The sequence below is a fragment of the Streptomyces hirsutus genome (assembly GCF_001418415.1).
In the GTDB taxonomy this organism is placed as follows: Bacteria; Actinomycetota; Actinomycetes; order Streptomycetales; family Streptomycetaceae; genus Streptomyces; species Streptomyces hirsutus.
On the sequence record NZ_LIQT01000209.1, the window covers coordinates 1 to 23,960 of the forward strand.

A 23,960-nucleotide genomic window follows, 5' to 3' on the forward strand; every position below is an offset into this window, starting at 1 on the left:
CCACAGGCCCACCCCGCGGTGTCCCTCCCCCGGTCCTCACCCCTCGGGGGAGGGACACCGTCGCGCCCGAGAGGGTGCCACGCGCGCGAGGGTGCGACTCTCCTGCTGCCGGGCTGGAAGGCACCACCGAGAGCCGAGGCACGGGCACAGAACTGAACGTGCTCTCCCAGGGGCAGCTGCCTGGGGCGAGCACCTCCGCAAGCCTCGGGAAGCCGCTACTGCGCCGAGTACAGCGGGCCATCTGACCGCGCCCCGGCCTTTGCACCAGCCCCCCGCCCCCTCGGCCTCCCCGGCTCAGGCGCTGCTGGAAAGCCGCGTCCTCGAGCAACTCGGCACGTCTCCGGATCTGTGCGCGCACTCATTGACGCTCTCGCAAAGTCGTTCTTCCAGAGCCTGCGGCGGGAACTGGTTCATGGACGACGCCGGGTCTGGAAGGCACAGGCACGGCTGGAGATCTTCCGCTGGCTGTCGTACTGCAACCGGCGCCGCCGCCATTCCGCGCTCGGCTGCCTCACCCCGATCGAGTTCGAGCAGCAGATGATCACGTCACCTACGCTACAACTCGTCGCATAGAACCCGGTGTCCACTCCCGGGAAGCAACCTCAGTGGCGCAGTGTCCCGGTGGCCTGCTCACTCAGCGGGAACGGCATGGCCGAGCGCAGGAGCGCCTGGCGCACGGCCCTCGACGGCGCGCAGAGGGAGCCACGGGTGGGCGCTTTGTGCCTACAGGGTGAGCGTGATCGCGGCGGCGATGCCGCCCAGACCGAGGGCGAAAGCTGCCTCTTTCCAGCCGCCCTTGCCCCAGCGGAATGGGCGGTCGGCAGCCAGCCGGCCCGGACCGATGGCAGCGACGGCCAGCGCGACGACAGCGATACAGACGTTGTATTCCACGCCGCCGTCCGTCTCCCACAGGCCGTGGGCGCCGGTGACCGTGACCATCGCATTGATCATGACGCCGATCAGGGCGGCAGCCGCCAGCGGCGTCAGCAGGCCGAGGGCCAGACCGAGGCCACCGAGCAACTCGGACATACCCCCGATCACGGCGAAGAGCTCTCCCGGGTGGTAGCCCAGGGCCGCGAACCCCTTGCCGGTCGCCGTCAGGCCCTGGCCTTCGAAGAGTCCGAAGACTTTCTGAGCCCCGTGTGCGGCCATCAGGAGGCCAAAAGTCAGCCTGATGAGCAGCAGGCCGAAGTCGGCGGCGGTCGTCGTGGGCGCGGTGGTGCGATGCGCCATCGGTTTCGTGGAAGAGGCAGGAGGGTTCAGGATGCTTTTGATCAACATGGCAATGCTCCGGTTGGAACGCCAGAACGGGCGTTTCCCCCAGCTCGACCGGACGTCGAGCACCGGTGATGGATGAGCCCCCTGTGGTGTCGCGGGCGCGCCCCCTCCTCATCCGACCCTTTCGCTGCGGGCAGCGTCGATCTGGGCGGTGGCCCGCGGGGGCAAGCTGCCGGTGTCGCGTCAGTCGTCCTGGAGTAGCTGGTCATCGCGATCGTTGTCGTTCGGGCCCAGTCGCACGCAGCATTCGCCGGGCTCGGGGGCCAGGACGGCCTGGACCCCGTTGACCTGCAGGCCGGTGAGGTAGCCGCTGAGAAAGGCCTGGTTCATGCTGCACACCAGGTCGGGGGCCTTCGCGGCCAGCGGTTGGAACGGGCAGTTGCGCAGCCGGAGCTGGGTTGGGCCTTCTCGGACAGGCTCGTAGCCGTACCTGTCCAGCAGCCACTCACAGGCGGTCAGCCCCCGCTCGGGGCCCAGGCGCCCTGGACGGATTTCCTCCCGCGCGGCTTCGCCCATCTGCCGGCCGCGTTGTTCGGCGGTCCGCACCGCCGCCTGCGCAGCGTTTTCGTCGGCCTCCTCGGTCAGGACGGCGTCCAGGAGAAGGTCCGCCAAGAGTTCGTGGCGTCGGTCGGGGATGCTCACGGTGATCTGGGCGTCGGTGGGCTCGTACACCTTCGGCCGTCTGCCGACCTTGCGTATCCCGCCGGGCGTCTCGTACCGGGCGCTCAGCAGGCCGGCGTCGACGAGCTTGTCGAGGTGGAAGGCCGCGAGCTTGCGGGATATACCGACGCTGGCGGCGGCCTCGTCGCGGGTGACGGCGCGGCCCGCACGGCGGATGAAGGTGAACATGCGCCGCCGTGAGTACTCGCTCAGGACGCTGACGGAGTCTATGGCGCTGCCGACCGCGTCGGGCCGCGCTGTCTGATCGGAAGCCACAAGACCAAGGTAACTCTCATCTGCGTGAGCACAAGTGTTCATGTGGCCCTCTGTCCTGCGTGTATTGACGCCCTCCCTCAATAAGTCCAATCTTCATTGGTGAAAGTAGAGGGGGTTGCGATGGCTGATGAGGCACAGTTTCAGGCGAAGCGTCCGGTCAGCGCCTCGCTCGCCGGCCCGTACGGCCACCCGTTCCACCCGATCCTGGTCACGGTGCCGATCTCGGTGCCCGGGTGACCAGCCCGGGGTTCGACATCGCTTCCCACGTCGTCAACCCTCCGGGTTCCCTGACCCAGTCCTTCGTCCGGGACCTCGCTGCCGAGGCCACCCGCGCCAGCAGCCGGATACGCGGCCTGCTCACCCAGTTCCACCCCGACCTGGAACGCGCCCTCGGGCCGCGTCTGGACCACCCCGCCGTCACCTGGCTGCTGGAGCAATACGGTTCCCCGGCCTCACTGCGCAAGGCCGGATGCCGCAGGCTCGTCGAATCCGAACTACGCATTCATGGCCGTACGGCGGAATCACCATGCGCTGGTCGTCCCGGCCTCCAGGGTCGACCGTGCTGACCCGGACAGCGGTGGGCACTGGCACGACCCGCTCGCCGATGTGAGGGTGTGAGGGAAACACCTCACGTCAGATGGGAACCGCAAGTGATCATCAGCATTGTCGGGGCTGGGAACATGGCCCGGGGCATCGGTACACGGGTGTTGTCGGGCGGTCACTCGCTCCGGTTCCATGATCGCAACCCGGGCAAGGCGGAAGAACTAGCCGCTTCCCTGTCCGATGCGATGAGCGGGGCAGACGTCCAGGCAAGCGACGCGGAAGGCGCGGCAGCCGCGGATGTCGTGGTGCTCGCCCTCCCCTATCCCGCCGGGCGTGAAGTGGCCGCCTCCCTCGGCGCCGCGCTGTCCGGCAAAGTCGTGGTCGACATTTCCAATCCCGTGGATTTCAGCACCTTCGACTCGCTGGTCGTACCGCCCGGCACCTCGGCAGCGGAGGAGATCGCAGCGGCCGTACCGGACGCACGTGTCGTCAAGGCCTTCAACACCACCTTCGCCGGCCCGCTGGCCTCCGGCGAGGTGGCCGGCCGGCCCCTGGATGTGTTCATCGCAGGTGACGACGATGCAGCCAGGGAGACCGTGGCCGCCGTCGTCACCTCGGCCGGCCTGCGCCCCCTCGATGTCGGACCGCTGCGCCGGGCACGGGAACTCGAAGCGTTCCAGTTCCTTCACATGGCCAGCCAGGAGCGGCTCGGCCTCGGCTGGTCCAGCGCCATCGCCCTCCTCCCCTAGGGTCTGTCCGGCGGATCATGGCGTCGTAGGCTCCAGGTCCTGCACAGCACCTTGACGGAGCACGCTTGGTGTCTCCATGGAGACGAGTACCGACCCACGCCGGAGTGCGAGCTCGAACACCGGGAGCACTACTTCGTCGAGGAGCTGACTTTTGCCGACGCGGGTTCGATCCTTGCCATGCTGCACGGTCTCTTCCCGCACCTGGTCGATGGCTACCTGCCGGTCTGGATCCGAAATCCGGCCTACCCGCTGGTGCTCTTGCACCGGCCGGACGATCCGGCGCTGCTGCGGGAGGCGGCCGAGAACCTGTGGCTGCACGGCCCGGACTGGGACGACAGCGCAGCTGGCACGGTGAAGCTGGCCGATGCTCTGGAAGCGGGCTGATCACGACCTGAGCCAGAGGCGTACCGACGCAACAGTGACGGTGCCGTGGAAGACGTAGGCGTGCTCGTCATAGCGCGTGGTCACGGCCCGGGAGTGCTTGAGCCGGTTGATCGTGCGCTCGACCTCGTTCCGACGCTTGTACATCTCTTTGTCGAAGCCTGCAGGCCCGCCTCCCCGGCTGCCCCGATGTCGGCGATTGGCCTGCTGGTCCTTCGGCTCGGGGAAGGTGTGCTTGAGCTGATGTCTGCGCAGGTAGCGGCGATTGCGGCGGAAGCTGTACTCCTTATCGCCACCCGAGTGGTCGGGGCGGGTGCGCGCATGTCCGCCGTTGGGACGCTTGACACGGATACGTTCAAGGACCGGGATCAACTGCGGGCTGTCGCCCCACTGACCAGGGGTAATCAGCAGGGCCAAGGGGCGGCGGCCGCCCTCCCCCGGCGAGGCGAATCTTGGAGGTCGGGCTACCCCGGGAACGGCCAAGCCCTTCATCAGGACGGTGCGGCAGGCCCGCAATCTCGCCGTCGAGTCGGGCGTACGCATCGACTCGCCGCACCTCCTGGTCCGCGACCGGGACACGAAGTACACCGTGTCCTTCGACGCGGCCTTCGCAGCCGAGGGGATCGAGGTCGTCAGGACCGCGCCGCGGGCTCCTCGGATGAACACCCACCGCGAACGGGGCATCAAAACCCTGCCGCGCGAAGCCCTGGACCATCTGCTGATCCGGAACGAGACCCGTGCCCGGCACATCCTCGACGCCCACGCCCGCCACCACCAACCGGCATCGTCCGCACCAGGCTCGAGGGCGGCTTCCTCCCCTTGCTCAGGAGCATGCGGCGCCCGTGACCGGCCTGACCGCTCACCGGCTCCGACGCACCCGAGCGCTCGACGGCGTCATCAACGAGTACCGATATGCAGCATGACCAGCAGCAACGAGTTCCCGAACGGCACAGGTGAAAGAGCAGACTCCGGTGCTGAGATCGACTGCCACGGGCAGGTTCCCTCCGAGCCGCGTCATGCGTTGTCCTTGTCGAGGAATTTCCCTGGTGTCCCGGACAGCGATCAGGCGGCCGCCATCGACCACGGTGGCGTCCTCGGCGATACCTACCGCGTGAGATGTCGCCCTCGGGCTCTGCTCCGACAGGAACGCCTTGGCCCTGTCAAGAGCCTCAGTCTCGGCGAGCATCGCGGGCACCCCACGGTTCGATTGATCTTGGCCACCTGGTGACGGCCAGTTCGGCGGAGCCTCGTTCGCCGCGATGTGTTCCAGCGTCGCGCCGAGGGCCGCGACCTGCCCGGCGGGCCCCGGTGCGGCCGGCACCGTGCCGAGGACGTACGGCAGCAGCCCGGCGCCCAAGCCGTACGGTCGCTTGGTGAGGGCACCGGCCGGGTACAGGATCTGTCTTTCTAACGTTGCACAAACTCTTCAGCTGTGGACCCGACTCATGGCAGTCTGAGCCGGCAACCTCCGGCGGACAACGCTGTCAGGCACTGTCCGTCAGACGCACGGGCAGCCCTGTCCACTTGTTCTCGCAGAAGGAGTACTCGCATGGCCCTCGATCGTCGGCGGCTTCTCCACAGCGGCGCTGCGGCCATGGGCGCGGTAGCCCTGAGCGGTGCGGTGCCGCCCGGCGCGACCGCACGCGCGAGTGCACCGGGCAGCCATCCAGGCGAGGCGCCCGCAGCCGGCAAGCGGTCGATCGCGTCTCCGTTGTATCCGGCGGTGGGCCCCGGAACAGCCTTCCTGGACCACCGGTCACTGCTGGGAGACCTGCCGGAAGCCGAGTGGTACGAGACGAACATCCCCTTCGTCGACCTGCCCGACGCCGCGATCCGGGACACCTACTACTACCGGTGGCGCGTGATCAAGCATGCCCTGAAGTACACCGGGCCCCAGGAAGGGTGGATTCTCTCGGAGTTTCTGGGTCCGGTCGGCTACTCCGCGCCGCATGGCGGGATCAATGCCGCAGCCGCTCACCACATCCGCGAGGCGCGCTGGCTGCGCGACCACCGCTACCTCGACGACTACATCGGCTACTGGCTGCGCGGCAGCGGCTCAGGACCCAAACCGGCCACGGACTTCCTCAACAAGAACACCACCGACTGGGCACACCAGTACTCCTTCTGGATCGCTGATGCCGTCGTGGCCCGCGCGTCGACCGACGGCAGATGGGAGCATGCCCTGGGTCTGCTGGACGGGCTGGAGCGTCAGTGGAGGCGATGGGCTCCGCAGTTCGACGACGAAGTCGGTCTCTACTGGCAGACACCGGTGTGGGACGCGATGGAGTACACCGCAAGCTCCTACCAGAGCGACGACCCGTACCACGGTGGTGAGGGATTCCGCCCCACTCTCAATGCCTACCAGTACGGTGATGCCAAGGCGATTGCCGCGCTCCTGCGGTGCCGCGGCCACAGAGGCGACGAGGCGAAGGCCGACCGCTACGACGAGCGTGCCCGTGCTCTGCAGGTGCATCAGGAGCGCCGGCTGTGGGACGAGGAAGATCAGTTCTACAAGCACGTCATGCGTGACAAGAATCCCGAGCGGCGCAGGATCGCCGACCGCGAGCAGATCGGCTTCCTGCCGTGGTACTTCCACATGGCGCCGGCGGACAACGCGGCGGCATGGGCCCAACTACGCGATCCCGAGGGGTTTTCTGCGCCTTTTGGTCCCACCACGGTCGAGCGGCGCAGCCCGTGGTTCATGTATCAGGCACTCGAAGGCTGCTGCCGCTGGAACGGTCCGAGCTGGCCGTTCGCCACCAGCCAGACGCTCACCGCCCTGGCCAACCTCCTCGTCGACTACCCCGCCCAGTCCCACGTCGACCGCACCGACTACTACGCCGTGCTCCGCGCCTACGCCCTGACCCATCGCAAAGACGGCAAGCCGTATGTTGCCGAGGCGCACCACCCCGACGAGGACCGCTGGATCTACGACGGCCGCGGGCACAGTGAGGACTACAACCACTCCACCTTCAACGACCTGGTCCTGTCCGGGCTGCTCGGGATCCGTTCCCAGCCCGATGCCACCGTTGCCGTTGCGCCACTGGTACCGCTCGAATGGGATCACTTCGCCGTGGAGAACCTCCCTTACCACGGACACAACCTCAGCGTGTTCTTCGACCGCAGCGGCCGGCACTACGGACACGGAGCCGGCCTGAGCGTCTGGCTGAACGGCCGGCAAATACACCGGCAGGCCGACCTGAAGCCGGTGAAGCTCACCATAGGCAAGACCGGGCAGCACACCCTGCCCCACGAGGTCGACGACCTGGCAAACGTCGAACAGAAGGGCCATCCCCTCGCGCGTGCCTCGTACACGTTCCCCCTCGACAGCCCGGCCAAGGCCATCGACGGACAGGACCTCCACCTCGACACACCGTCATCGCGGTGGACCAACTACGACAGCTCCAATGCCAGCGACTGGCTCGGCGTGGACTTCGGCGTACCCACACCCGTATCGGACCTGCGGATCTCCTTCTACGACGACGGCGGCGGAGTCCGCACCCCCGACTCCTACGAACTCCAATGCCTCGGCCAGGACGGCAGATGGCATCCCCTGCCCGGCCAACACCGCACCCCGCAAACCCCCCGGCCAGGGACCCTCAACCGGATCCTCCTGGAGAGGGCCGTCACCACCACCGCCCTCAGACTCACCGCCATACGCACCTCAGGCGGCGCCGTGGGAGTTGCCGCCTGGCAGTCATGGCGCACAGAAGACCCCCGGCTCACCCTCACCATCGAGACACCACCCAACGGCCTCGTCCCCGTAGAGCCGGGCAGAGCCGTGAAGGTCACCACCACCATCACAGCAACAACCACCACAGTCGTCGGCCCACAACTACTCGTACCCGACAACTGGAAAGCCCTCCCCCAACACACAATCCACCCCACCACCCTCCGGGCGGGAAAGACGTTGCACACACGCTGGCTGGTGACAGCTCCCACCGACCTGGCCCACCAACTGCCGCAGCCCTTACGCCTGCTGGTCCGGTCCCGGGGCAAGAAGGCAGAGCAATTCGTCACCAGCATCGTCGCCCGAGCACAAGCCGACTGACGCAACCACCACAGCACTGTCGCCGTACGGCGCGGGCCCCCGGGCCGACAGGGAAGGGTGTGACCGCTTCACGGAAAGCGAGCCAGAACCGGAAATTCGTGAATGGAACCACAGCGTCTTGGCAGTCGCGTCAGAGGCGGTGAAGGCGGTTCCCGTAGAGGGTCTTCAGTGAGCAGGGATCGGTTCAAGCATGCAGCTTCGTCCGAATGCTCTGCTTGTGTGCTGCGCTGCCTCAGGCTCGTGCGGGGAAGTCAGGGTGGCCGGTGTAGGGCGAGGCAAGGTCACGCAAGTCGTGGCACGGCCAGGGGTCGCGGGCGTGTCGGGCCAGGATGCGTCGCTTGGCCTCGATCTCGCGCAGGACGCGGGCCGGGTCGTGCAGAGCCACATGCAGGGCAATCGTGGGATGAAAACCGGAGAGGTCGACCTGGCAGAAGTCGACCGTGTGTCCGTGAGCAGACCACTCCCCGCATCCGTCGCCGTTGCAGCGCCGGGCCAAGTCGGCTTCCTCATCCAGTCGTGCCTCGAGGAACCTCACCAGGTCTTCATTCATAGGAACATTCTCGATGTTGTGCCGAGCACCCTGGAACGATCTTGTGGTGGCTGGTGTGATCACGGCGTCGGAGCCGTTCTGGATGGCCCCGTTCACCGGGCTGAGTCCCCGCCTGTTCGGCAAGTTGGTGTCCGCGCTGAAGTGTGAGGGTGCGGACGCTATGCGCAAGGGCCGGCTGTGGGGTCTGCCGCTGGAGGACCGGGTGCTTCTGGTGGTGGCCTACTGACGGACGAACTTGACGCTGCGGCAACTCGCCCCGCTGTTCGAGTCTCCAAGTCGGCCGTGGACCGCATCATCGACCGCCTCGGACCACTTCTCGCGCTCCGGCCCCGCCAACGGTTCCGTAAGGACACCGTCGCTCATTGTGGATGGCACCTTGGTTCCCACGACATGATCATCCGTGGGTGGTGCGTTGACCACTTGAGCTCGCCACAGTTACTCGACCGACCATCAGGTCGTCATCGATGCCGATACCCGCATGGTCGTCGTCGTGGGCCGGCCCCTGCCCGGCAACCGCCACGACTGCAAGGCGTGGGAGGAATGCGGTGCCAGAGCAGCCGTCGGCAAGACCATCACGATCGCCGACGGCAGATCCCCGACACCGGCCCCCTCATGCCCCACCGCCGTCGCAAGGGCGAAGACCTGCCCGACTGGAGCTTCGCGCGCCCGGTCGGCCCGGCCGCCTCAGTAGACGCTCAGGCCGTACGCCGACAGCCATTCGGCCACCGGTTGGTAGTAGGTGAAGCCTCCCGAGCTGCAGTTCCCGCTGCTGCCGACGATGATGCCGATAGCCGTGCCGCCCGAGAAAGCCGGACCGCCGGTGTCTCCGGGCTCGGAGCAGATGGTGGACCGGAAAAGTCCGTATACGGTTCCCCCACCGTAGTTGATGGTGACGTTCACGGCTTGGACGGTCCCGCAGCGGTATCCGGTGGTCCGCCCGACGTGGCATATCGATTGGCCGACGACGGGATTCGCCGCATTGGTGATGTCGCGGGTGCCGGCGTCGGCGCCCAGCGAGACCTCGCCCGGGTAGGCGACCGCCGTATTGGTGTACCTGACGCTCGCGTAGTCGTTGCCCGGGAAACTCACTCCCGCAGTGACGCCGACGGCGACGGTCAGGGCGGCATCGGCGTACCAGGTACGGGCGCCCTGGGCGCACCGGCCCGAAACGAGCGCGTACAGCGCGGAGCCGGAGCGGGCGTTGAAGCCCACGGTGCAGCGGGTGCCGGTGCTGTAGAGGGTGTCGCCCCCGCGCACCGCGACGGCTGCCTGTTGCCCCGCTCGCTCCCCGGCATGGGCGGCCGATCCGATGGCGGCGGACCAGCCGAAGAGCAGTGCCAGTACGACGACGGCCCGGACGACGGTTCGGAGGGGTCTTTCGGAACGCATGGGACTCACGGCGGCCTCCTATGACATGGACCTGCCATTGTGTGTCTCCCGGACTCGGATGGTCAGGCCGAAAACCGCCAACCACAGGGCGCGTGGACAAGGGTTTGTCCCGCAGCCCATCCGGTGGAGGGTCGAGCAGACGTACGGGGTCCTGATACTGCACCGGCGCATGGTCCGCGACTACGAACACCACCCGGCTCCTCCGCCTCCCCGCGTCCACTGGGCGATGATCCACGTCATGGCCCGCCGCCTCCTCCGGGATCGCGGCATCACGCCGAAGAGCGCCCGCAAGGGCACCGCCCACGGCTCCGGCCCGGGCAAGACCCGCTGGGCCGTCGAGCGCACCTCCGCCGGGCTCCACCGGTTCAAACGACTGCGGACCCTCGACGAGATACGCGCCGACCTCCACCTCGGCCTGCTCCGACTCGCCTGCAGCATCGTCTGCTTGCGGCGACTCCGCACCTCACCCTGAAACGATCAGTCAGTGCCACAAAGGTGACACAGAACTGCTGGCGTGGAAGCGATGCTTCACAGCGGGTGACGGCGACCCCGGCGGCGCGGATCGGGCAGTCGGGACAGTCGGGCCAAAAGGCCGGGCAGTTCATCGGGGCGGGCCGGATCACAGCCCGCGAGTCGGCCCAGACCGACAAGGATGGGTGATGACGGCGCAGCAGGCACGGTCTTCCGTTGCGGTGACCAGCGAATTCGACATTCCCTGATCACCGGAACCCGCGCCTGCACGTACATACACTGCCCGTCACGAACTGCTCACCACCACCGACTTGGGGTGTTGAACCCGTACCAGAAGCTTCGAGCCGACCGCGAGCACGACAGACCCTACCCCGCCCCACCCTCACTACCAGGACATACATGTCGCGATTCCGCTGATGCCCATCCGCTGCCATCCCGCCACTCACTCACACCCAAACGTGTTGTCGAAAACAGGACAAGCACGCGAAAGTGAGGTACCAAGGAATGAAGGCCGCGTCATGAGCAAACCCCGCTCTTGCGTAGAGGGCACAGTGAACACGAGGTGACTACCGGTACGCGACCACCTTCCCCTTCGCGCAGCGTCGTCTGCAGCAAACACCCGGCTTCTCCCATCGCCTCGGTAGTGCAGTCAAATTTCCCCAAAGCCTCACTACCGGAAGGAGATCGTCATGCGTGCACAGAGGATCGCGGTCTCACTCGTGAGTCCGCTCGTCTTCGCAACCGCCTTTGCGCTCCCACTGACCACGGTCTCGCAAGCCTCCGCCGCCGTTCCCCAGACCCCGACCGCAGTGGCACCGGAGGCCGGCCAGGCTCTGGCGCCCACCTCAATCGCCGACTACCGGCGCGGCGTCCGCAACGGGCTCCGCGACGGGCTCCGCGACGGGCGCAGGGACGGTCGCCACTGCGACTACCGCGACAACTACGACGACCGGACCCGTCAGGGCAACCGTGACTACCGAAGCGGCTACCGCGACGGATACAGGTCCGGGTACGACGTTGCGTACCGCCAGGCGTTCAACCGGTACTGCCGCAGCTAGGTCCGCTTCGCGGGCCGCGACAGAGTCATTCCGCCACAGCCCGCCTCGCCGTTGATGCGCAGACGGTAGTCGAGAAGCACCTCGCCGTGCGTTTCCCGCGTACTTGCCGGCGGTCCGGGGCCGGAGAGGACCGGCAGTGCCGGCACACCCCCTCCGGAATGCCACAGCCGTTCGAGGAGTCGGGCTTTCTCCGCCCCCACCTCAACGTTGCACAAGATCAGGACCTGAATCCGATGGGGGTCCTCACCACTTACCGCCGCGTGTTCGTGGCGTCGCTTCTCGATCCGGGCGATCTCGGTCACCGCACCGGGACCCACAGAACGACGAACGGTACCTCAGGAACCCATTCGGTGAATCCGAGCCGAGCAAAGAAACGACACCCCGAGTTCCATCTCAGTAACACGAACCTGCTCTGCATACCCGGCATCGAGGCTGTGGCAACCGATTCCTCCGGCATCGACGACTCCTCGTGTCGCGCCACCGCGATCGAGTCGAGGGGCCCCGCCGGTGGACAACAGAGGCCAGAGCGTGATGGTTCCGTGAGTACTCAAGGAGCTTGCATGCTGGAGAAGTCTGCCGAGTCCCTGACGACCGTGCCGGATGAATCTGGAGCAACCGAACACAGGACGCACAGCCCATCGAAAGAAAACAGCTCGTCGACAGACGCGGAAAAAGATCTCGCCGAGATACTCGCCGGCGTCCTGTGTGTCGAGCAGGTGCCGGTCGACAGTAATTTCTTCGATGACCTCGGCGCCAACTCATTGGTGATGGCGCAATTCTGTGCACGTGTCAGGAAGCGGGCGGATCTGCCGTCGGTGTCGATAAAGGATATCTACCGTTACCGGACGATCCGCAGCCTGGCGGCGGCGCTCACCGACGCCGGAACCGGTATCGCCGCCACACCCGCCCCCGTCAGCCCGCCGGACCCAGCATCCTCGGAGGCCGTGAATCCAATCGATACGCTGCAGTACATCCTCTGCGGAACGCTACAGTTCCTGCTTTTCCTAGGATATTCTTTCATCGCTGCAATTCTCGCCGCACGCGGTTATGCTTGGATATCCGTCGGCTCGAATGTGGCGGATATTTACCTGCGATCGGTCATCTTCGGCGGCGCCGGCTTCGTCGGCATGTGCACTTTCCCGATCGTGGCCAAATGGATCCTTATCGGCCAGTGGAAAGAACGCTCGTTCCCGGTCTGGGGTCTGACTTATCTGCGCTTCTGGACCGTCAAGGTGCTGCTCCATGCCAACCCGATGGTCTTCTTCGTCGGCAATCCCCTGTATGTGCTCTACCTGCGGGCACTCGGCGCACGCATCGGCACGGGTGTCACGATCCTCTCGCGCAACGTTCCGGTCTGCACCGACCTGCTCACGATCGGCGCCGGCACAGTGATCCGCAAGGAGTCGTTCTTCCTTTGCTACCGGGCGCACGCCGGCCGTATTCAAACGGGCCCGGTCACCCTTGGCCGGAATGTTTTCATCGGTGAGAAGACCGTGCTCGACGTTGCCACATCGATGGGCGACGGAGCGCAACTCGGTCATGCGTCATCACTGCACAGCAACCAGGCGGTCCCCGGCGACCAGCGGTGGCACGGATCTCCGGCTCAGCGCACCGAGCTCGACTACGTGCGGATCCCGCCCGCCAGGTGCGGCACTTTGCGGCGGGTCGGCTTCGGCCTCGCCACGGTGGGCCAGCTGTTCTTTCTCTCCGTGCCGTTGGCCGTCGGGGGCCTGTACATACTGTTGACGGAAGTCCCGTCGCTGAACGAGCGACTGGGACCGGGCGGGGCAGGACTCGTGTCGTCTGAGCTCTATGTCGACGCGCTGCTCTTGTCCTGCATTCTGTTCTTCAGTTTCGTCGTCGTGAGCATCGTTGTCCTGTTCACCGTGCCGCGCCTGTTGAATTTGTTTGTCAAGCCGGGCAAGGTATATTCGCTGTACGGCTTTCATTACTCAATGCACCGGGCGATCGCACGCATCACCAACGTGAAGTTCTTCACATGGCTCTTCGGCGACAGCTCCTACATCGTCCACTATCTGCGTGGCCTTGGATACGACCTGTCCCAGGTGGAGCAAACCGGGTCCAACTTCGGCACGGAGGTACAGCACGAGACCCCGTATCTGTGCTCTGTCGGCAGCGGTACGATGATCGCTGACGGCCTGTCGATCGTCAATGCCGACTTTTCGAGCACGTCTTTCCGGGTGTCCCGTGCGTCGATCGGGCGGCACAATTTTCTCGGGAACAACATCGTGTATCCGTCTGGAGCGAAGACGGGCGACAACTGTCTCCTCGCAACCAAGGTGATGGTTCCACTCGATGGCGAGGTACGCGAAGGGGTGGGTCTGCTTGGCTCGCCGTGCTTCGAGATTCCCCGGTCGGTGGAGCGCGACTTGCGGTTCGACCACATGCGGGCCGGGGCCGAGTTGCGCCGCAACCTCGCCGCCAAGAACCGCTTCAACATCCGGTCGATGGTCCTCTTCCTGCTCGTACGGTGGTTCTTCTTCTTCGTCATCACGGTACTCGCCCTCGCGGATGTTGAACTGTACGGCTCCTTCGGATATGCGGCGATCGCGGCACTCCTGGTGGTCACCCTGGCATTCGCCCCCCTCTATTTCGTGCTGGTGGAGCGTGCCATCGTGGCTTTCCGCGGGCTGCGACCGCAGGTGTGCTCCATCTACGACCCGTATTTCTGGTGGCACGAGCGTCTGTGGAAGGTTCCTGACGAGTACCTCAACATCTTCAACGGCACCCCCTTCAAGAACGTGATCTGGCGGCTCCTGGGTGTCCGGCTGGGCAGCAGGATCTTTGACGATGGCTGCTATCTGACGGAGCGGATGCTCACCACCATCGGGAACGACTGCACCCTCAATGCGGGGAGCAAGGTCCAATGCCACTCTCAGGAGGACGGCACCTTCAAGTCCGACCGCAGCACGATAGGAAACGGATGCACCATCGGTGTCGGCTCCCACGTCCACTACGGAGTGACGATGGGTGACGGCTCAGTACTCGCACCCGACTCCTTCCTCATGAAGGGCGAGGAAGTCCCGCAGAACGCGCGGTGGGGTGGCAACCCAGCCACGGAGATGAGCGATGCCCCCGGTCAGCCGTCGGCATCGGCGCGGCAGGGGTAGCACAGGACCACCTTGGCCAGGCCGGCTCGACCGGCCGGACAGCCCGGTCTGCCGACAGCAACGACTGCAGAGGAGCCGGTCTGCTCGGCGGCGACAGACAGGGTGGCCACGGCGAGTGGAGAGGGACTGATCGATGGCAACGCGAGTGGAGGACCAGGAATTCTGGCGCGGTGTGCTCGTCACCGGCGGATCCACCACGATCCCTCGGTGGACGCTCCGCCCGATGACGGGCGTTGACGAGCACGAGGCCACGGTCTCGGACGACATCATGAACGCCTTGCGCCGGTTGGCGAAGGATCTCACGATGCCTCTCGACTCCGTGATGTTGGCCGCGCACGCCAAGGTACTCTCCGCGCTGTCGGGCGAGCACGAGGTCACGACCGGCTACGTCGCAGAGGAGGGCGGCCAACCGTTGCCCTGCCGGCTGACGACCGCACCGACATCATGGCGGGCGCTCCTGGTCGACACCCATCGCGTCGCGTCGGAACTGCTGTCGCACAAGGACTTTCCGGTCGACGAACTCAGGCGCGAGTTGGACCTCACCGAACCGTCGGTCGAGACCGTCCTCGATCCGAATCCGGCCTTCGGTCCCTGCTCGACGGACGTCGCCGACGGTCTCGCCGGAGACACCGTGCTGTGGATGGCATTCTCGGAGCCCAAGGGCCGACCCACGCTGCGATTGCGGTACCGGACCGACGTACTCGACGCGGACTACGCCGCCAGGATCACCGGGTACCACCTCACCGCGCTCGCGCTCATCGCAGCGGATCCGGATGCCGAGCACGCGCGGCAGAGCCTGCTCTCCGACGAGGAACTCCGGTTCCAGCTCGAAGGACTGTCCGGACCGCGCCGTACCCTGCCGGACGCCCGGATGCACGAACTGTTCGAACAGCGAGTGAGGCTGCACCCGAATGCCGTCGCGGCCGTGCACGGCGACCGGGAGTGGACCTACCAGGAGCTCAACAGTCGTGCCAATCAGCTGGCACGAGCCCTGTTGGCGCGAGGGCTGCGACGCGAAGGTGTCGTCGCGGTGGTGACCGAGAGAAACCTGGACTGGATGGCCGCCGTCCTCGCGGTCTTCAAGGCCGGAGGTGTGTACCTGCCCGCTGAGCCGCGCTTCCCGGCCGATCGCATCGCGGCCGTGCTCTCCCGTGCCGAGTGCGGGCTCGTGCTCACCGAACCCGGAAGCACCGAATCGCTCGACCAGGCCCTGGAATCGCTACCAGGAGTCCGGAAGCTCTTCATCGGCACGGCGTACGACGAGGGCGATCGCGACGACGACCTGGGCATCGCCGTCGCGCCGGACCAACTCGCCTACATCTACTTCACCTCCGGCTCCACTGGAGAGCCCAAGGGCGCGATGTGCGAGCACGCGGGCATGCTCAACCACCTCTACGCCAAGATCGAGGACCTGGAGCTCGACGTCGGCGAGGGACAGGTGGTCGCCCAGACCGCCCCGCAGTGCTTCGACATTTCGCTGTGGCAACTGTTGTCCGCCCTCCTGGTGGGTGGGCAGACCCTGCTGGTCGAGCAGGAGGTGGTCCTGGACGTCCAGCGGTTCGTCGACAGGATCGCCCGCGGTCGGGCCGCCGTGCTCCAGGTCGTGCCGTCGTACCTCGAAGTCGTCCTGACGTACCTGGAGCAGCACCCGCGCGAGCTGCCCGGCCTGCGGTGCGTGTCCGTCACCGGTGAGGCGTTGAAGAAGGAGCTCACGCAGCGCTGGTTCGCGGCCAAGCCCGGCATCAAGTTGGTCAACGCCTACGGCTTGACCGAGACCTGCGACGACACCAACCACGAGGTCCTGGACCGGGTACCGGACCGCGAACGGGTCCCACTCGGTCCCCCCGTCAGCAATGTGCACGTCTACGTCGTCGACGAGCACCTGTCACCGGTGCCACTCGGCGCCCCCGGCGAGATCGTCTTCTCCGGCGTCTGCGTCGGCCGTGGATACGTCAACGACCCCGACCGCACCAAGCAGGCCTTCATGCCCGATCCGCACCGCGAGGGAGCCCGGCTCTACCGCAGTGGCGACCACGGCCGCTGGCTGCCCGAGGGCAAGCTGGAGTTCCTCGGACGTCGCGACACCCAGGTCAAGATCCGTGGTTTCAGGATCGAGATCGGCGAGATCGAGAACACCCTGCTGCAGGTCCCCGGCGTCCGCGACGGTGCGGTGGTGGTCGTCGAGCGACCCGACCGGAGCAAGCACCTTGTGGCCTTCTGTTCCGGCCCGACGTCGCTTCCCGTCGAGGACCTGCGGGACCGGCTGGGTGAGTCGCTGCCGGAGTACATGGTGCCGTCGGCCTTCCACTGGCGGGAAAGGCTGCCGCTGACCGCCAACGGCAAGACCGACAAGAGGGCACTGGCAGCACTCGTGGAAGAACCGGACGTCGTCGAAGACGACGAAAAGGACACCCGCGTGCCGGGGACGCCGACCGAGCAGCGGCTGGCGGCCGCTTGGGCGGAGGTGCTCGGCATCCCGCAGGATCAGATCGATGGACGGGCCCATTTCTTCGACCGAGGCGGCACATCGCTGTCAGCTGTACAGCTGGTGATCAGCCTGGACCGCGCGGTGTCGCTCAAGGACGTGACCCGGCATCCGGTCCTCGCCGATCTGGCCGCGCTGGTCGACGGCAGGTCCGATCGGCGTTCCGGGCTGCTTCAGTCGCTGTGCGAACCGGACGGTGCGCCGACCGCTGCCCTGGTGTGCTTCCCCTACGCCGGCGGCAACGCGGTGAACTTCCAGCCGATGGCCAAGGCGCTGCAGGGCAGTGGGATCGCGGTCTACGCCGTTGAGCTGCCCGGTCATGACGTGGCCGCCGAGAGCGAGCTTTTCGCGTCGATGGCAGATGTGGTGGCTCGGGTCGTCGCCGAGATCACCGAAGGTGGCCTGCGTGGAGTCCTGTTGTGGGGGCACTCGTCGGGAGCGGCTTTCGCCGTGGAGACGGCCAGGCAGCTGGAAGATCACGGGGTGGGAGCCCAACGGGTCTTCATCGGAGCGCAGTTGCTCGGCAATGCCGCTGACCGGCGCGACGCCGTCGCTGAGCTGACCGGGTTGAGCGACGCCGAGATCGCCGCGAAGCTGAGCGCGGACAGCGGCTACGCCGAGCTCCATGAGCTGGATGCGCAGCGCGCCGAGCACATCGGTGCGGCCTACCGGCACGACTGCGTGTCCGCACACCGCTATTTCGCAGATCTCCTGGACACTCCCCCGGCGGTGAAGTTGTCCGTGCCGGTCACCGTGGTCGTCGCCACCGACGATCCGATCACGGCTGATCACCCTCGCCGCCACCGCGACTGGGAGCTCCTTTCGGTCCACGTCGACCTGCAGGAACTCGCCGAGGGCGGCCACTACTTCCTGCGCAGCCGTCCGTCCGAGACAGCGCGGACCGTGCTGCGCACCGCCGAACTACTGCCTGCTTCCTGAGCGGCACACACAGCTGCACACTGAAAGGAAATCAGGATGTCCTCCATGTACCCGGCGTCGCTGCTCGACGAGGTCGAAATCCGATCCGGCCGACCTCCGGTATTGCGGGCCGAGATCACCAGCGACGCGCCGCGCTGGACAGCCGAGCACCGAGAGGCGCTGCGCGCCGTCGTCGCCGAGCACGGCTGCGTCCTGATCCGCGGCCTCGGACTGCACGATGTGGCCGGGGCCAGTGCCGTCTTCGAGCAGCTGAGCACCAGGCTGATGGCCGAGAGGGAGGCCTTCGCACCCCGGCGGACCTATGCCGACGGTGTGTACTCCTCGGCGCAGTGGCCGCCGAGCCAGCCGATGTGCATGCATCATGAACAGAGCTACGCGCTCGAGGTCCCCGGCCTGATGCTGTTCGCCTGCCTCACTGCGCCCCACCAGGGCGGGGCGACCGGAGTGGCCGACGCGGCGACCGTGCTCGAGGAACTGCCCACCGCGTTGACCGAGCGGTTCGAGCGGGAGGGTTGGCTGCTCACCCGAAGCTACAACGACGAGATCGGGTCGTCCCTCAGCGAGGCGTTCGGCACCGATGAGCGGGACGCTGTCGAGAGTTACTGCCGAGCCAACGCGATCGAGTTCGCATGGCAACCCGACGGGGCCCTGCGCACCAGGCAGCGCCGCAACGCCGTGATACGTCATCCGGTCAACGGGCTGCGCTGCTGGTTCAATCAGGTCGCGTTCCTCAACGAATGGACACTGGCCCCCGAGGTCCGCGAGTACCTCGTCGAGGTCTACGGCGCCGACGGGCTGCCGTTCAACACCCGTTTCGGAAGCGGCGACCCGATCGGCGAGGACGTGGTGCAACTGCTCAACAAGATCTACGAGGCCAACACCGCACGCGAGCCGTGGCAGCCCGGCGATCTGATGATCGTCGACAACCTACGCACCGCGCACAGCCGGGAGCCCTTCGAGGGACCGCGCGACGTGCTCGTCGCGATGGCCGACCCGGTGCGACTGTCCGACTGCTCGCCGACTTTCGAGGTGACCGCCCGATGACCAGCGTCCCCACCGTGACGGCTTCCGCAACAAGCGAACCGCACACCGTGCGACCCTTCGCGGTGATCTCCGGTGCCCAGGTCCAGCAGGTGCTGGATGGGCGCGAGAAGCAGATCGTCGAGTTGGCCGAGTCCACCTACCGGCTGCACGGCGCCGGTGACTCGGTGAACCCACCGTCGTACTTCCTGCGCTTCCCCGACCGCCCGACCTCCCGGATCATCGCGCTGCCGGCCTCGATCGGCGGGCACGTACGAGTGGACGGCGTAAAGTGGATCTCCAGTTTTCCGGAGAACGTTCAAGCCGGCATCCCGAGAGCGTCCGCCGTGCTGATCCTCAACGACCAGGAGACCGGTTACCCGTTCGCCTGTCTGGAGAGTTCCATCATCAGCGCCACCAGGACGGCTGCGTCCGCGGTGTTGGCCGCGGATCGGCTCAGCCGGGACCGGCCACGGCCCACGCGCGTCGGGTTCTTCGGGACGGGCCTGATCGCCCGCTACATCCACACGTTCCTGGCCGGCAACGGCTGGTCGTTCGACGAGATAGGCGTACACGACCTGTCCGCCGACAGCGCGGCAGGGTTCCGCCGCTACCTCGAGCAGTCGGGCACCACCGGCCGGATCACGGTGCACCACAGCGCCGAGGAGCTGATCCGTGACAGCGACCTGGTGGTCTTCGCCACCGTCGCCAGTGAGCCGCACGTCAGCGACCCTACGTGGTTCTCGCACAATCCTGTGGTTCTGCACGTGTCCCTGCGCGACCTCGCGCCGGAGATCGTTCTCGCCTCGGCCAACATCGTGGATGACGTCGAGCACTGTCTGAAGGCTGACACCTCGCCGCATCTGGCCGAGCAACTCACGGGCAACCGGGACTTCCTGCAGGGCACGTTGGACGACGTGATGGCCGGGCGGGTGACAGTGCCGGCGGACCGACCGGTGGTGTTTTCACCCTTCGGCCTCGGGGTGCTCGACCTCGCGGTCGGCAAGTACGTCTACGACGAAACGGTCCGCTCAGGAAAACTGCACGTCGTCGACGACTTCTTCCACGAACTGCGCCGCTACGGATAACCGTCCGAGAGCGCCCTGCTGCAGATGAGGAGGAGGCCGTCGTGCCCGTCATATCCGTTCCCTACGCCTTCAACGAGTCCCAGCTCTATGTCGACCTCGAGCCCATCTTCGGGCACTCCCTGTTCCTGAAGTGTGAGGGATTCAACTTCGCCGGCTCGATCAAGTTGAAGGCCGCGACCGAGATGGTGGAGACCGCCGAGCGAGACGGAGACCTCAAGCCGGATTCGATCCTGGTCGAGTCCTCGTCCGGCAACCTCGGCGTAGCGCTGAGCATGATCGCGGCGAGCAAGGGCTACCGGTTCCTGTGCGTGACGGACTCCCGCTGCAACCTGTCGACCAGACTCCTGATGGAGGCACTGGGCAGCCGGGTGCACACCATCGCCAGCTTGGACGCCAAAAGCGGCTTCCTGGGCGCACGGATCGACTACGTCCGTGCGCTGTGCGATTCCGATGACCGGTACGTGTGGCTCAGTCAGTACACCAATCCGAACAACTGGAAGGCGCACTACCGCAAGACAGCGCCGGAGATCGCCCAGCACTTCCCGCATCTGGACGTACTGTTCGTCGGCGCCGGCACCACCGGAACTCTGATGGGCTGCGCACGCTACTTCCGCCAATGGCACCGGCCGGTACGGATCGTCGCAGTGGACAGCGTCGGTTCGGTGACCTTCGGTGGTACGCCGGGCCGCCGCATGATACCCGGGCTCGGCATGAGCATGCCTCCGCCCCTCCTCGACGAGTCCTACGTGGACGAGGTGATACGCGTCGAGGAGACGGACACCATCCGCACGTGCCATCGTCTGGCCAAACGCGGATTCCTCTTCGGCGGCTCCACCGGCACGGTCGTCAGCGGCGCGATGCGTTGGCTGCACGACCACGACACGCGTGAACTCACCGCGGTGGCCATCGCCCCGGATCTCGGCGAGCGCTATCTCGACACCGTTTACCAATCCAATTGGCTGCACGATCTCTACGGCGAGAACCTGCTCGACTCCGATGAAACGGCTGACGGTCCTTGGGCAGCCGGCCCCGTTCCCACACTCCAAGGGAGCCTCCCACCAGACCCGCCCGCAAACCGGCAACGGCGGCGGTAACGAACACCGTCGGCACCAAGACCGGGAAGCGTTAGGTGTTCTGCCCGCTCAGGGGCACCGCAACCGCGCGGTCCCATGTCACCTGGCCGAGCGGCGCGGGACGGTAAATCGTTCGGTGCACCTCCCGATCGAGGAGGATGCATCGATGACCAGTGAGAACGTGGTCGATCAGCTGATCGACGGGCTGGCGGGCCGGCGCTTCAGCGGTGCGTCGTCGGTAGCCGGGCTGCTCGATGCCTTCGGGGCGGGCAGGGGCCGGTAGGCACCGTTTTCGCGCGACTGCTCCACCAACTCGAACAAAGGGGATCAGATGGGCGCCGTCGAAGCCGTGCGTGCTCATGGCCGGTGAGCGTGAGCGGTTCAGAGACCCATACGGGTGAACGTCACATGCGTGACTCCGCCGGGCGAGGAGGTGGCCTCGGCCTCATAGTCCTTTTCGAGGCCCTCCAGTCCGTCCCAGAGGCGTACGCCTCGGCCGAGCAGGATCGGGACCACCACGATGTGCATGTGGTCGATGAGCCCGGCGGCAAGGAAGCCGCGGACACGGTGGGTCCTCCGCCGATGCGTACGTCCTGGCCGTCCGCGGCCTCGCGGGCCGTCTCGAGCGCCTTGGCGGGCGAAGCGTCGAGGAAGTGGAATGTCGTGCCGCCCTCCATCTCGATCGACGGGCGCGGGTGATGGGTGAGGATGAAGGTCGGTGTGTGGAATGGCGGGTTGGGCCCCCACCACCCCTTCCACTCCGGGTCCTTGTGCCATCCGGGGTGGCCGAACTTCCCGGCGCCCATGATCTCGGCGCCGATCCCGGGCGTGAACTGCCTCGCGAAGGCGTCGTCGAGGCCGCCGGTCCCGCCGGGCCGGCCGATCGTCTCGTGCCACCATCGGGTGGCGAACATCCACTCGTGCAGCCTTTCGCCGGCGTGGCCGAACGGCGCGTCACGGCTCTGCCCCTCACCGGTGCCGAAGCCGTCGAGCGAGACGGAGAAGTTGTGGACGCGGGCGAGTGACATGGCTGGCGACTCCTAGGAACCTACAAGGCGGGCGATGGCTTCACGGGCTTCCTTCAGGAGCCCGTCGAAGGTGCCGTCGGCCGCCCAGCGAGCGAAGCGCCCGTGGACCGTCTGCCCCAGCCCGAACCTCTTCGACGGATTCTGCCCCAGGGCACACCGGTCCGGAACTTGAACACGATGTCCTCCAGCATTTGGCAGCGTTCACGCCACCTGCCGCGGGCCCGGCCCACCGGCAACGGCGGCAACGGCTCAATCACCGCCCACGCGGCATCGGACATCCCAGACGCACTCCTCACGACCAGTCCAACGTTCGGATGATCGGAAAGAGGCGGCCTAGCGGTTGACGCTTCTCATCCCTGCCTCGTCATACCGCTCACCCTGTGCCTCGGGCAGCTCCGCGTCGATGCGGGCCAGGTCGTCCTCGGTCAGCGCGATGTCGACCGCGGCAGCGTTCTGTTCCAGGTAGGTGCGGCGCTTGGTGCCCGGGATCGGTACCAGGTTCTCACCCCGGGCCAACACCCAGGCGATGGCCAGCTGGGCCGGGGTCACGTCCTTCTCGGCGGCGATCTCCTTCACCTTTTCCGCCAGCCGCAGGTTCGCCTCCAGGTTGGCGTCCTGGAAGCGCGGGTTCTCACGGCGCCAGTCGTTCGCGTCCAGCTCGTCCGGCGAGGTGAACCGCCCGGCGAGGAAACCGCGGCCGAGCGGCGAGTACGACACAAAGCCGATGCCCAGCTCCCGGCAGGCGGGCAACACCTCGGCCTCCACGTCCCGTGACCACAGCGAGTACTCGCTCTGCACCGCGGTGATCGGGTGCACGGCGTCGGCGCGCCGGATGGTCTCCGCGCTCGCCTCGCTCAGGCCGATGTACCGCACCTTGCCCTCGGCGACCAGCTCGCCCAGCGCGCCGACCGTCTCCTCGATGGGTACGTTCGGGTCGACCCGGTGCTGGTAGTAAAGGTCGATGTGGTCGGTTCCCAGACGCTTCAGGGAACCGTGGACCGAGCTCCGGACGTGCTCGGCCGAGCCGTCCTGCGGGCCGACCGTGCTGATGTCGCCGGGTACGGCGTTGTCCATCCGGTAGTTGAACTTCGTCGCGATCACGTACTCGTCGCGATGTCCCCGGATCGCCTCGCCGACGAGCGACTCGTTGGTGAGCGGCCCGTACATCTGCGCGGTGTCGAGAAAGTTCACCCCGAGGCCGAGGGCACGCCGAATGGTCGCGATCCCCTCCTCCTGATCGGCGGATCCGTAGAAGGCGGACATGCCCATGCACCCCAGGCCGATGGCCGATACCTGGAGGTCCCGCAGACTGCGCTTCTGCATGCCGTGTCCCAGCCTTTCCCTGCACACTCGTTCATCGTTCGGGCGGCACGAAGCCCTTCATCCATCTAGCGACACATTCCCCCGCTCGGCATCCCGTGAGAGGCACGAGGCGACACGGGCTTCGTGCGCCGCGGTGTCTGCGACGCTCCGACCCGTAGCGCACTCCCACGCAAGTCGACCGTTCAGGCGGACCGGCAGCTCGAACAGGTCGTTCCGCGAGACCACCGGCTGGTTGCGCAGCTCCGACGCGGGCACCTCCACTTTCAGGCCTGGGAAGGGTACGGACAGCGCCGACAACGCGCCCCCGGCCTTCAGGCGCACCGGACGCCCGCCACTACCGGATGCATTCGATGCACCGCACCCGGTACACGATGCGCGACACCCGGTGTGGTTCACCCGACGGCCGTCCGCACCCGGTGCGCGCCGGCCGATGACGCTCTGCACTCCCGCACACCACGATGGCTTCA

15 protein-coding genes and 7 pseudogenes are annotated in these 23,960 nt (G+C 66.6%); 13 read left to right on the forward strand and 9 right to left on the reverse strand.

The window, feature by feature from the left end:
- Nucleotides 1-363 precede the first annotated feature (363 nt).
- Nucleotides 364-573: pseudogene (locus AOK11_RS42890) on the forward strand (integrase core domain-containing protein); the annotation flags it as partial.
- Between the two features lie 150 nt (nucleotides 574-723).
- Here AOK11_RS42890 and AOK11_RS16880 read toward each other — a convergent pair.
- A complete protein-coding gene (locus AOK11_RS16880) occupies nucleotides 724-1,233 on the reverse strand; it encodes a DoxX family protein (protein WP_055594550.1) in 510 nt (169 codons plus the stop codon).
- A gap of 228 nt (nucleotides 1,234-1,461) precedes the next feature.
- Nucleotides 1,462-2,214: a helix-turn-helix transcriptional regulator gene (locus AOK11_RS16885; RefSeq protein ID WP_055594551.1), complete on the reverse strand. Its 753-nt coding sequence runs from the start codon at nucleotides 2,212-2,214 to the stop codon at nucleotides 1,462-1,464.
- Between the two features lie 299 nt (nucleotides 2,215-2,513).
- On the opposite strand from AOK11_RS16885, the pseudogene AOK11_RS40035 reads away from it, so the two are divergent.
- The 3 genes and pseudogenes from AOK11_RS40035 to AOK11_RS46760 form a co-directional block, all read left to right on the forward strand.
- Nucleotides 2,514-2,702 (forward strand): annotated as a pseudogene (locus AOK11_RS40035) (IS110 family transposase); the annotation flags it as partial.
- 162 nt (nucleotides 2,703-2,864) lie between these two features.
- Complete coding sequence (locus AOK11_RS16895) at nucleotides 2,865-3,506, forward strand: NADPH-dependent F420 reductase (RefSeq protein WP_079034899.1); 642 nt, start codon at nucleotides 2,865-2,867, stop codon at nucleotides 3,504-3,506.
- Nucleotides 3,507-3,683: 177 nt separating this feature from the next.
- Nucleotides 3,684-3,890 carry a hypothetical protein gene (locus AOK11_RS46760; protein WP_420902996.1) on the forward strand — a complete coding sequence of 69 codons (207 nt, stop codon included), beginning with the start codon at nucleotides 3,684-3,686 and terminating at the stop codon, nucleotides 3,888-3,890.
- Here the strand turns inward: AOK11_RS46760 and AOK11_RS16905 are convergent.
- Nucleotides 3,891-4,389 (reverse strand): annotated as a pseudogene (locus AOK11_RS16905) (IS5 family transposase); the annotation flags it as partial.
- Nucleotides 4,390-5,436: 1,047 nt separating this feature from the next.
- Here AOK11_RS16905 and AOK11_RS16910 point away from each other — a divergent pair.
- Nucleotides 5,437-7,938, forward strand: coding sequence for an MGH1-like glycoside hydrolase domain-containing protein (locus tag AOK11_RS16910; RefSeq protein ID WP_206188865.1), 2,502 nt, complete (start codon nucleotides 5,437-5,439; stop codon nucleotides 7,936-7,938).
- A gap of 232 nt (nucleotides 7,939-8,170) precedes the next feature.
- On the opposite strand, the gene AOK11_RS16915 is transcribed toward AOK11_RS16910, so the two are convergent.
- Nucleotides 8,171-8,488 carry a DUF6221 family protein gene (locus AOK11_RS16915; protein WP_055594555.1) on the reverse strand — a complete coding sequence of 106 codons (318 nt, stop codon included), beginning with the start codon at nucleotides 8,486-8,488 and terminating at the stop codon, nucleotides 8,171-8,173.
- Between the two features lie 46 nt (nucleotides 8,489-8,534).
- Here AOK11_RS16915 and AOK11_RS16920 point away from each other — a divergent pair.
- Nucleotides 8,535-9,142 (forward strand): annotated as a pseudogene (locus AOK11_RS16920) (transposase family protein); the annotation flags it as partial.
- Nucleotides 9,143-9,172: 30 nt separating this feature from the next.
- Here the strand turns inward: AOK11_RS16920 and AOK11_RS16925 are convergent.
- Complete coding sequence (locus tag AOK11_RS16925) at nucleotides 9,173-9,877, reverse strand: S1 family peptidase (protein ID WP_107098605.1); 705 nt, start codon at nucleotides 9,875-9,877, stop codon at nucleotides 9,173-9,175.
- Between the two features lie 232 nt (nucleotides 9,878-10,109).
- On the opposite strand from AOK11_RS16925, the pseudogene AOK11_RS46415 reads away from it, so the two are divergent.
- Both AOK11_RS46415 and AOK11_RS42895 read left to right on the forward strand, forming a co-directional pair.
- Nucleotides 10,110-10,349, forward strand: a pseudogene (locus AOK11_RS46415) (IS5/IS1182 family transposase); the annotation flags it as partial.
- 688 nt (nucleotides 10,350-11,037) lie between these two features.
- Complete coding sequence (locus AOK11_RS42895; protein WP_055594557.1) at nucleotides 11,038-11,406, forward strand: hypothetical protein; 369 nt, start codon at nucleotides 11,038-11,040, stop codon at nucleotides 11,404-11,406.
- Here the strand turns inward: AOK11_RS42895 and AOK11_RS16940 are convergent.
- Complete coding sequence (locus AOK11_RS16940; protein ID WP_157869383.1) at nucleotides 11,403-11,708, reverse strand: hypothetical protein; 306 nt, start codon at nucleotides 11,706-11,708, stop codon at nucleotides 11,403-11,405. The two genes, AOK11_RS42895 and AOK11_RS16940, sit on opposite strands and share 4 nt — an antisense overlap.
- Before the next feature lie 258 nt (nucleotides 11,709-11,966).
- On the opposite strand from AOK11_RS16940, the gene AOK11_RS16945 reads away from it, so the two are divergent.
- The 5 genes from AOK11_RS16945 (at nucleotide 11,967) to sbnA (ending at nucleotide 21,163) form a co-directional block, all read left to right on the forward strand.
- Complete coding sequence (locus tag AOK11_RS16945) at nucleotides 11,967-14,537, forward strand: Pls/PosA family non-ribosomal peptide synthetase (protein ID WP_055594559.1); 2,571 nt, start codon at nucleotides 11,967-11,969, stop codon at nucleotides 14,535-14,537.
- 133 nt (nucleotides 14,538-14,670) lie between these two features.
- A complete protein-coding gene (locus AOK11_RS16950; RefSeq protein ID WP_055594560.1) occupies nucleotides 14,671-17,961 on the forward strand; it encodes a non-ribosomal peptide synthetase in 3,291 nt (1,096 codons plus the stop codon).
- A gap of 36 nt (nucleotides 17,962-17,997) precedes the next feature.
- The gene (locus tag AOK11_RS16955) at nucleotides 17,998-19,005 is read left to right on the forward strand and encodes a TauD/TfdA family dioxygenase (protein WP_055594561.1); all 1,008 of its coding nucleotides are present in this window, start codon (nucleotides 17,998-18,000) and stop codon (nucleotides 19,003-19,005) included.
- Entirely contained in the window at nucleotides 19,002-20,069 is a 1,068-nt protein-coding gene (gene sbnB / locus AOK11_RS16960; RefSeq protein WP_055594562.1) for a 2,3-diaminopropionate biosynthesis protein SbnB, read from the forward strand. Before AOK11_RS16955 ends, sbnB begins: the two co-directional genes overlap by 4 nt.
- A gap of 41 nt (nucleotides 20,070-20,110) precedes the next feature.
- Nucleotides 20,111-21,163, forward strand: coding sequence for a 2,3-diaminopropionate biosynthesis protein SbnA (gene sbnA, locus AOK11_RS16965; RefSeq protein ID WP_055594563.1), 1,053 nt, complete (start codon nucleotides 20,111-20,113; stop codon nucleotides 21,161-21,163).
- 360 nt (nucleotides 21,164-21,523) lie between these two features.
- Here the strand turns inward: sbnA and AOK11_RS16970 are convergent.
- The 3 genes and pseudogenes from AOK11_RS16970 to AOK11_RS45015 all read right to left on the reverse strand — a co-directional run.
- Nucleotides 21,524-22,170: pseudogene (locus tag AOK11_RS16970) on the reverse strand (dihydrofolate reductase family protein).
- Between the two features lie 333 nt (nucleotides 22,171-22,503).
- On the reverse strand, nucleotides 22,504-23,493 hold the full coding sequence (locus AOK11_RS16975; protein WP_055594564.1) for an aldo/keto reductase: 990 nt from the start codon (nucleotides 23,491-23,493) through the stop codon (nucleotides 22,504-22,506).
- A 183-nt stretch (nucleotides 23,494-23,676) separates the two neighbouring features.
- Nucleotides 23,677-23,811, reverse strand: a pseudogene (locus tag AOK11_RS45015) (cytochrome P450); the annotation flags it as partial.
- Nucleotides 23,812-23,960 lie beyond the last annotated feature (149 nt).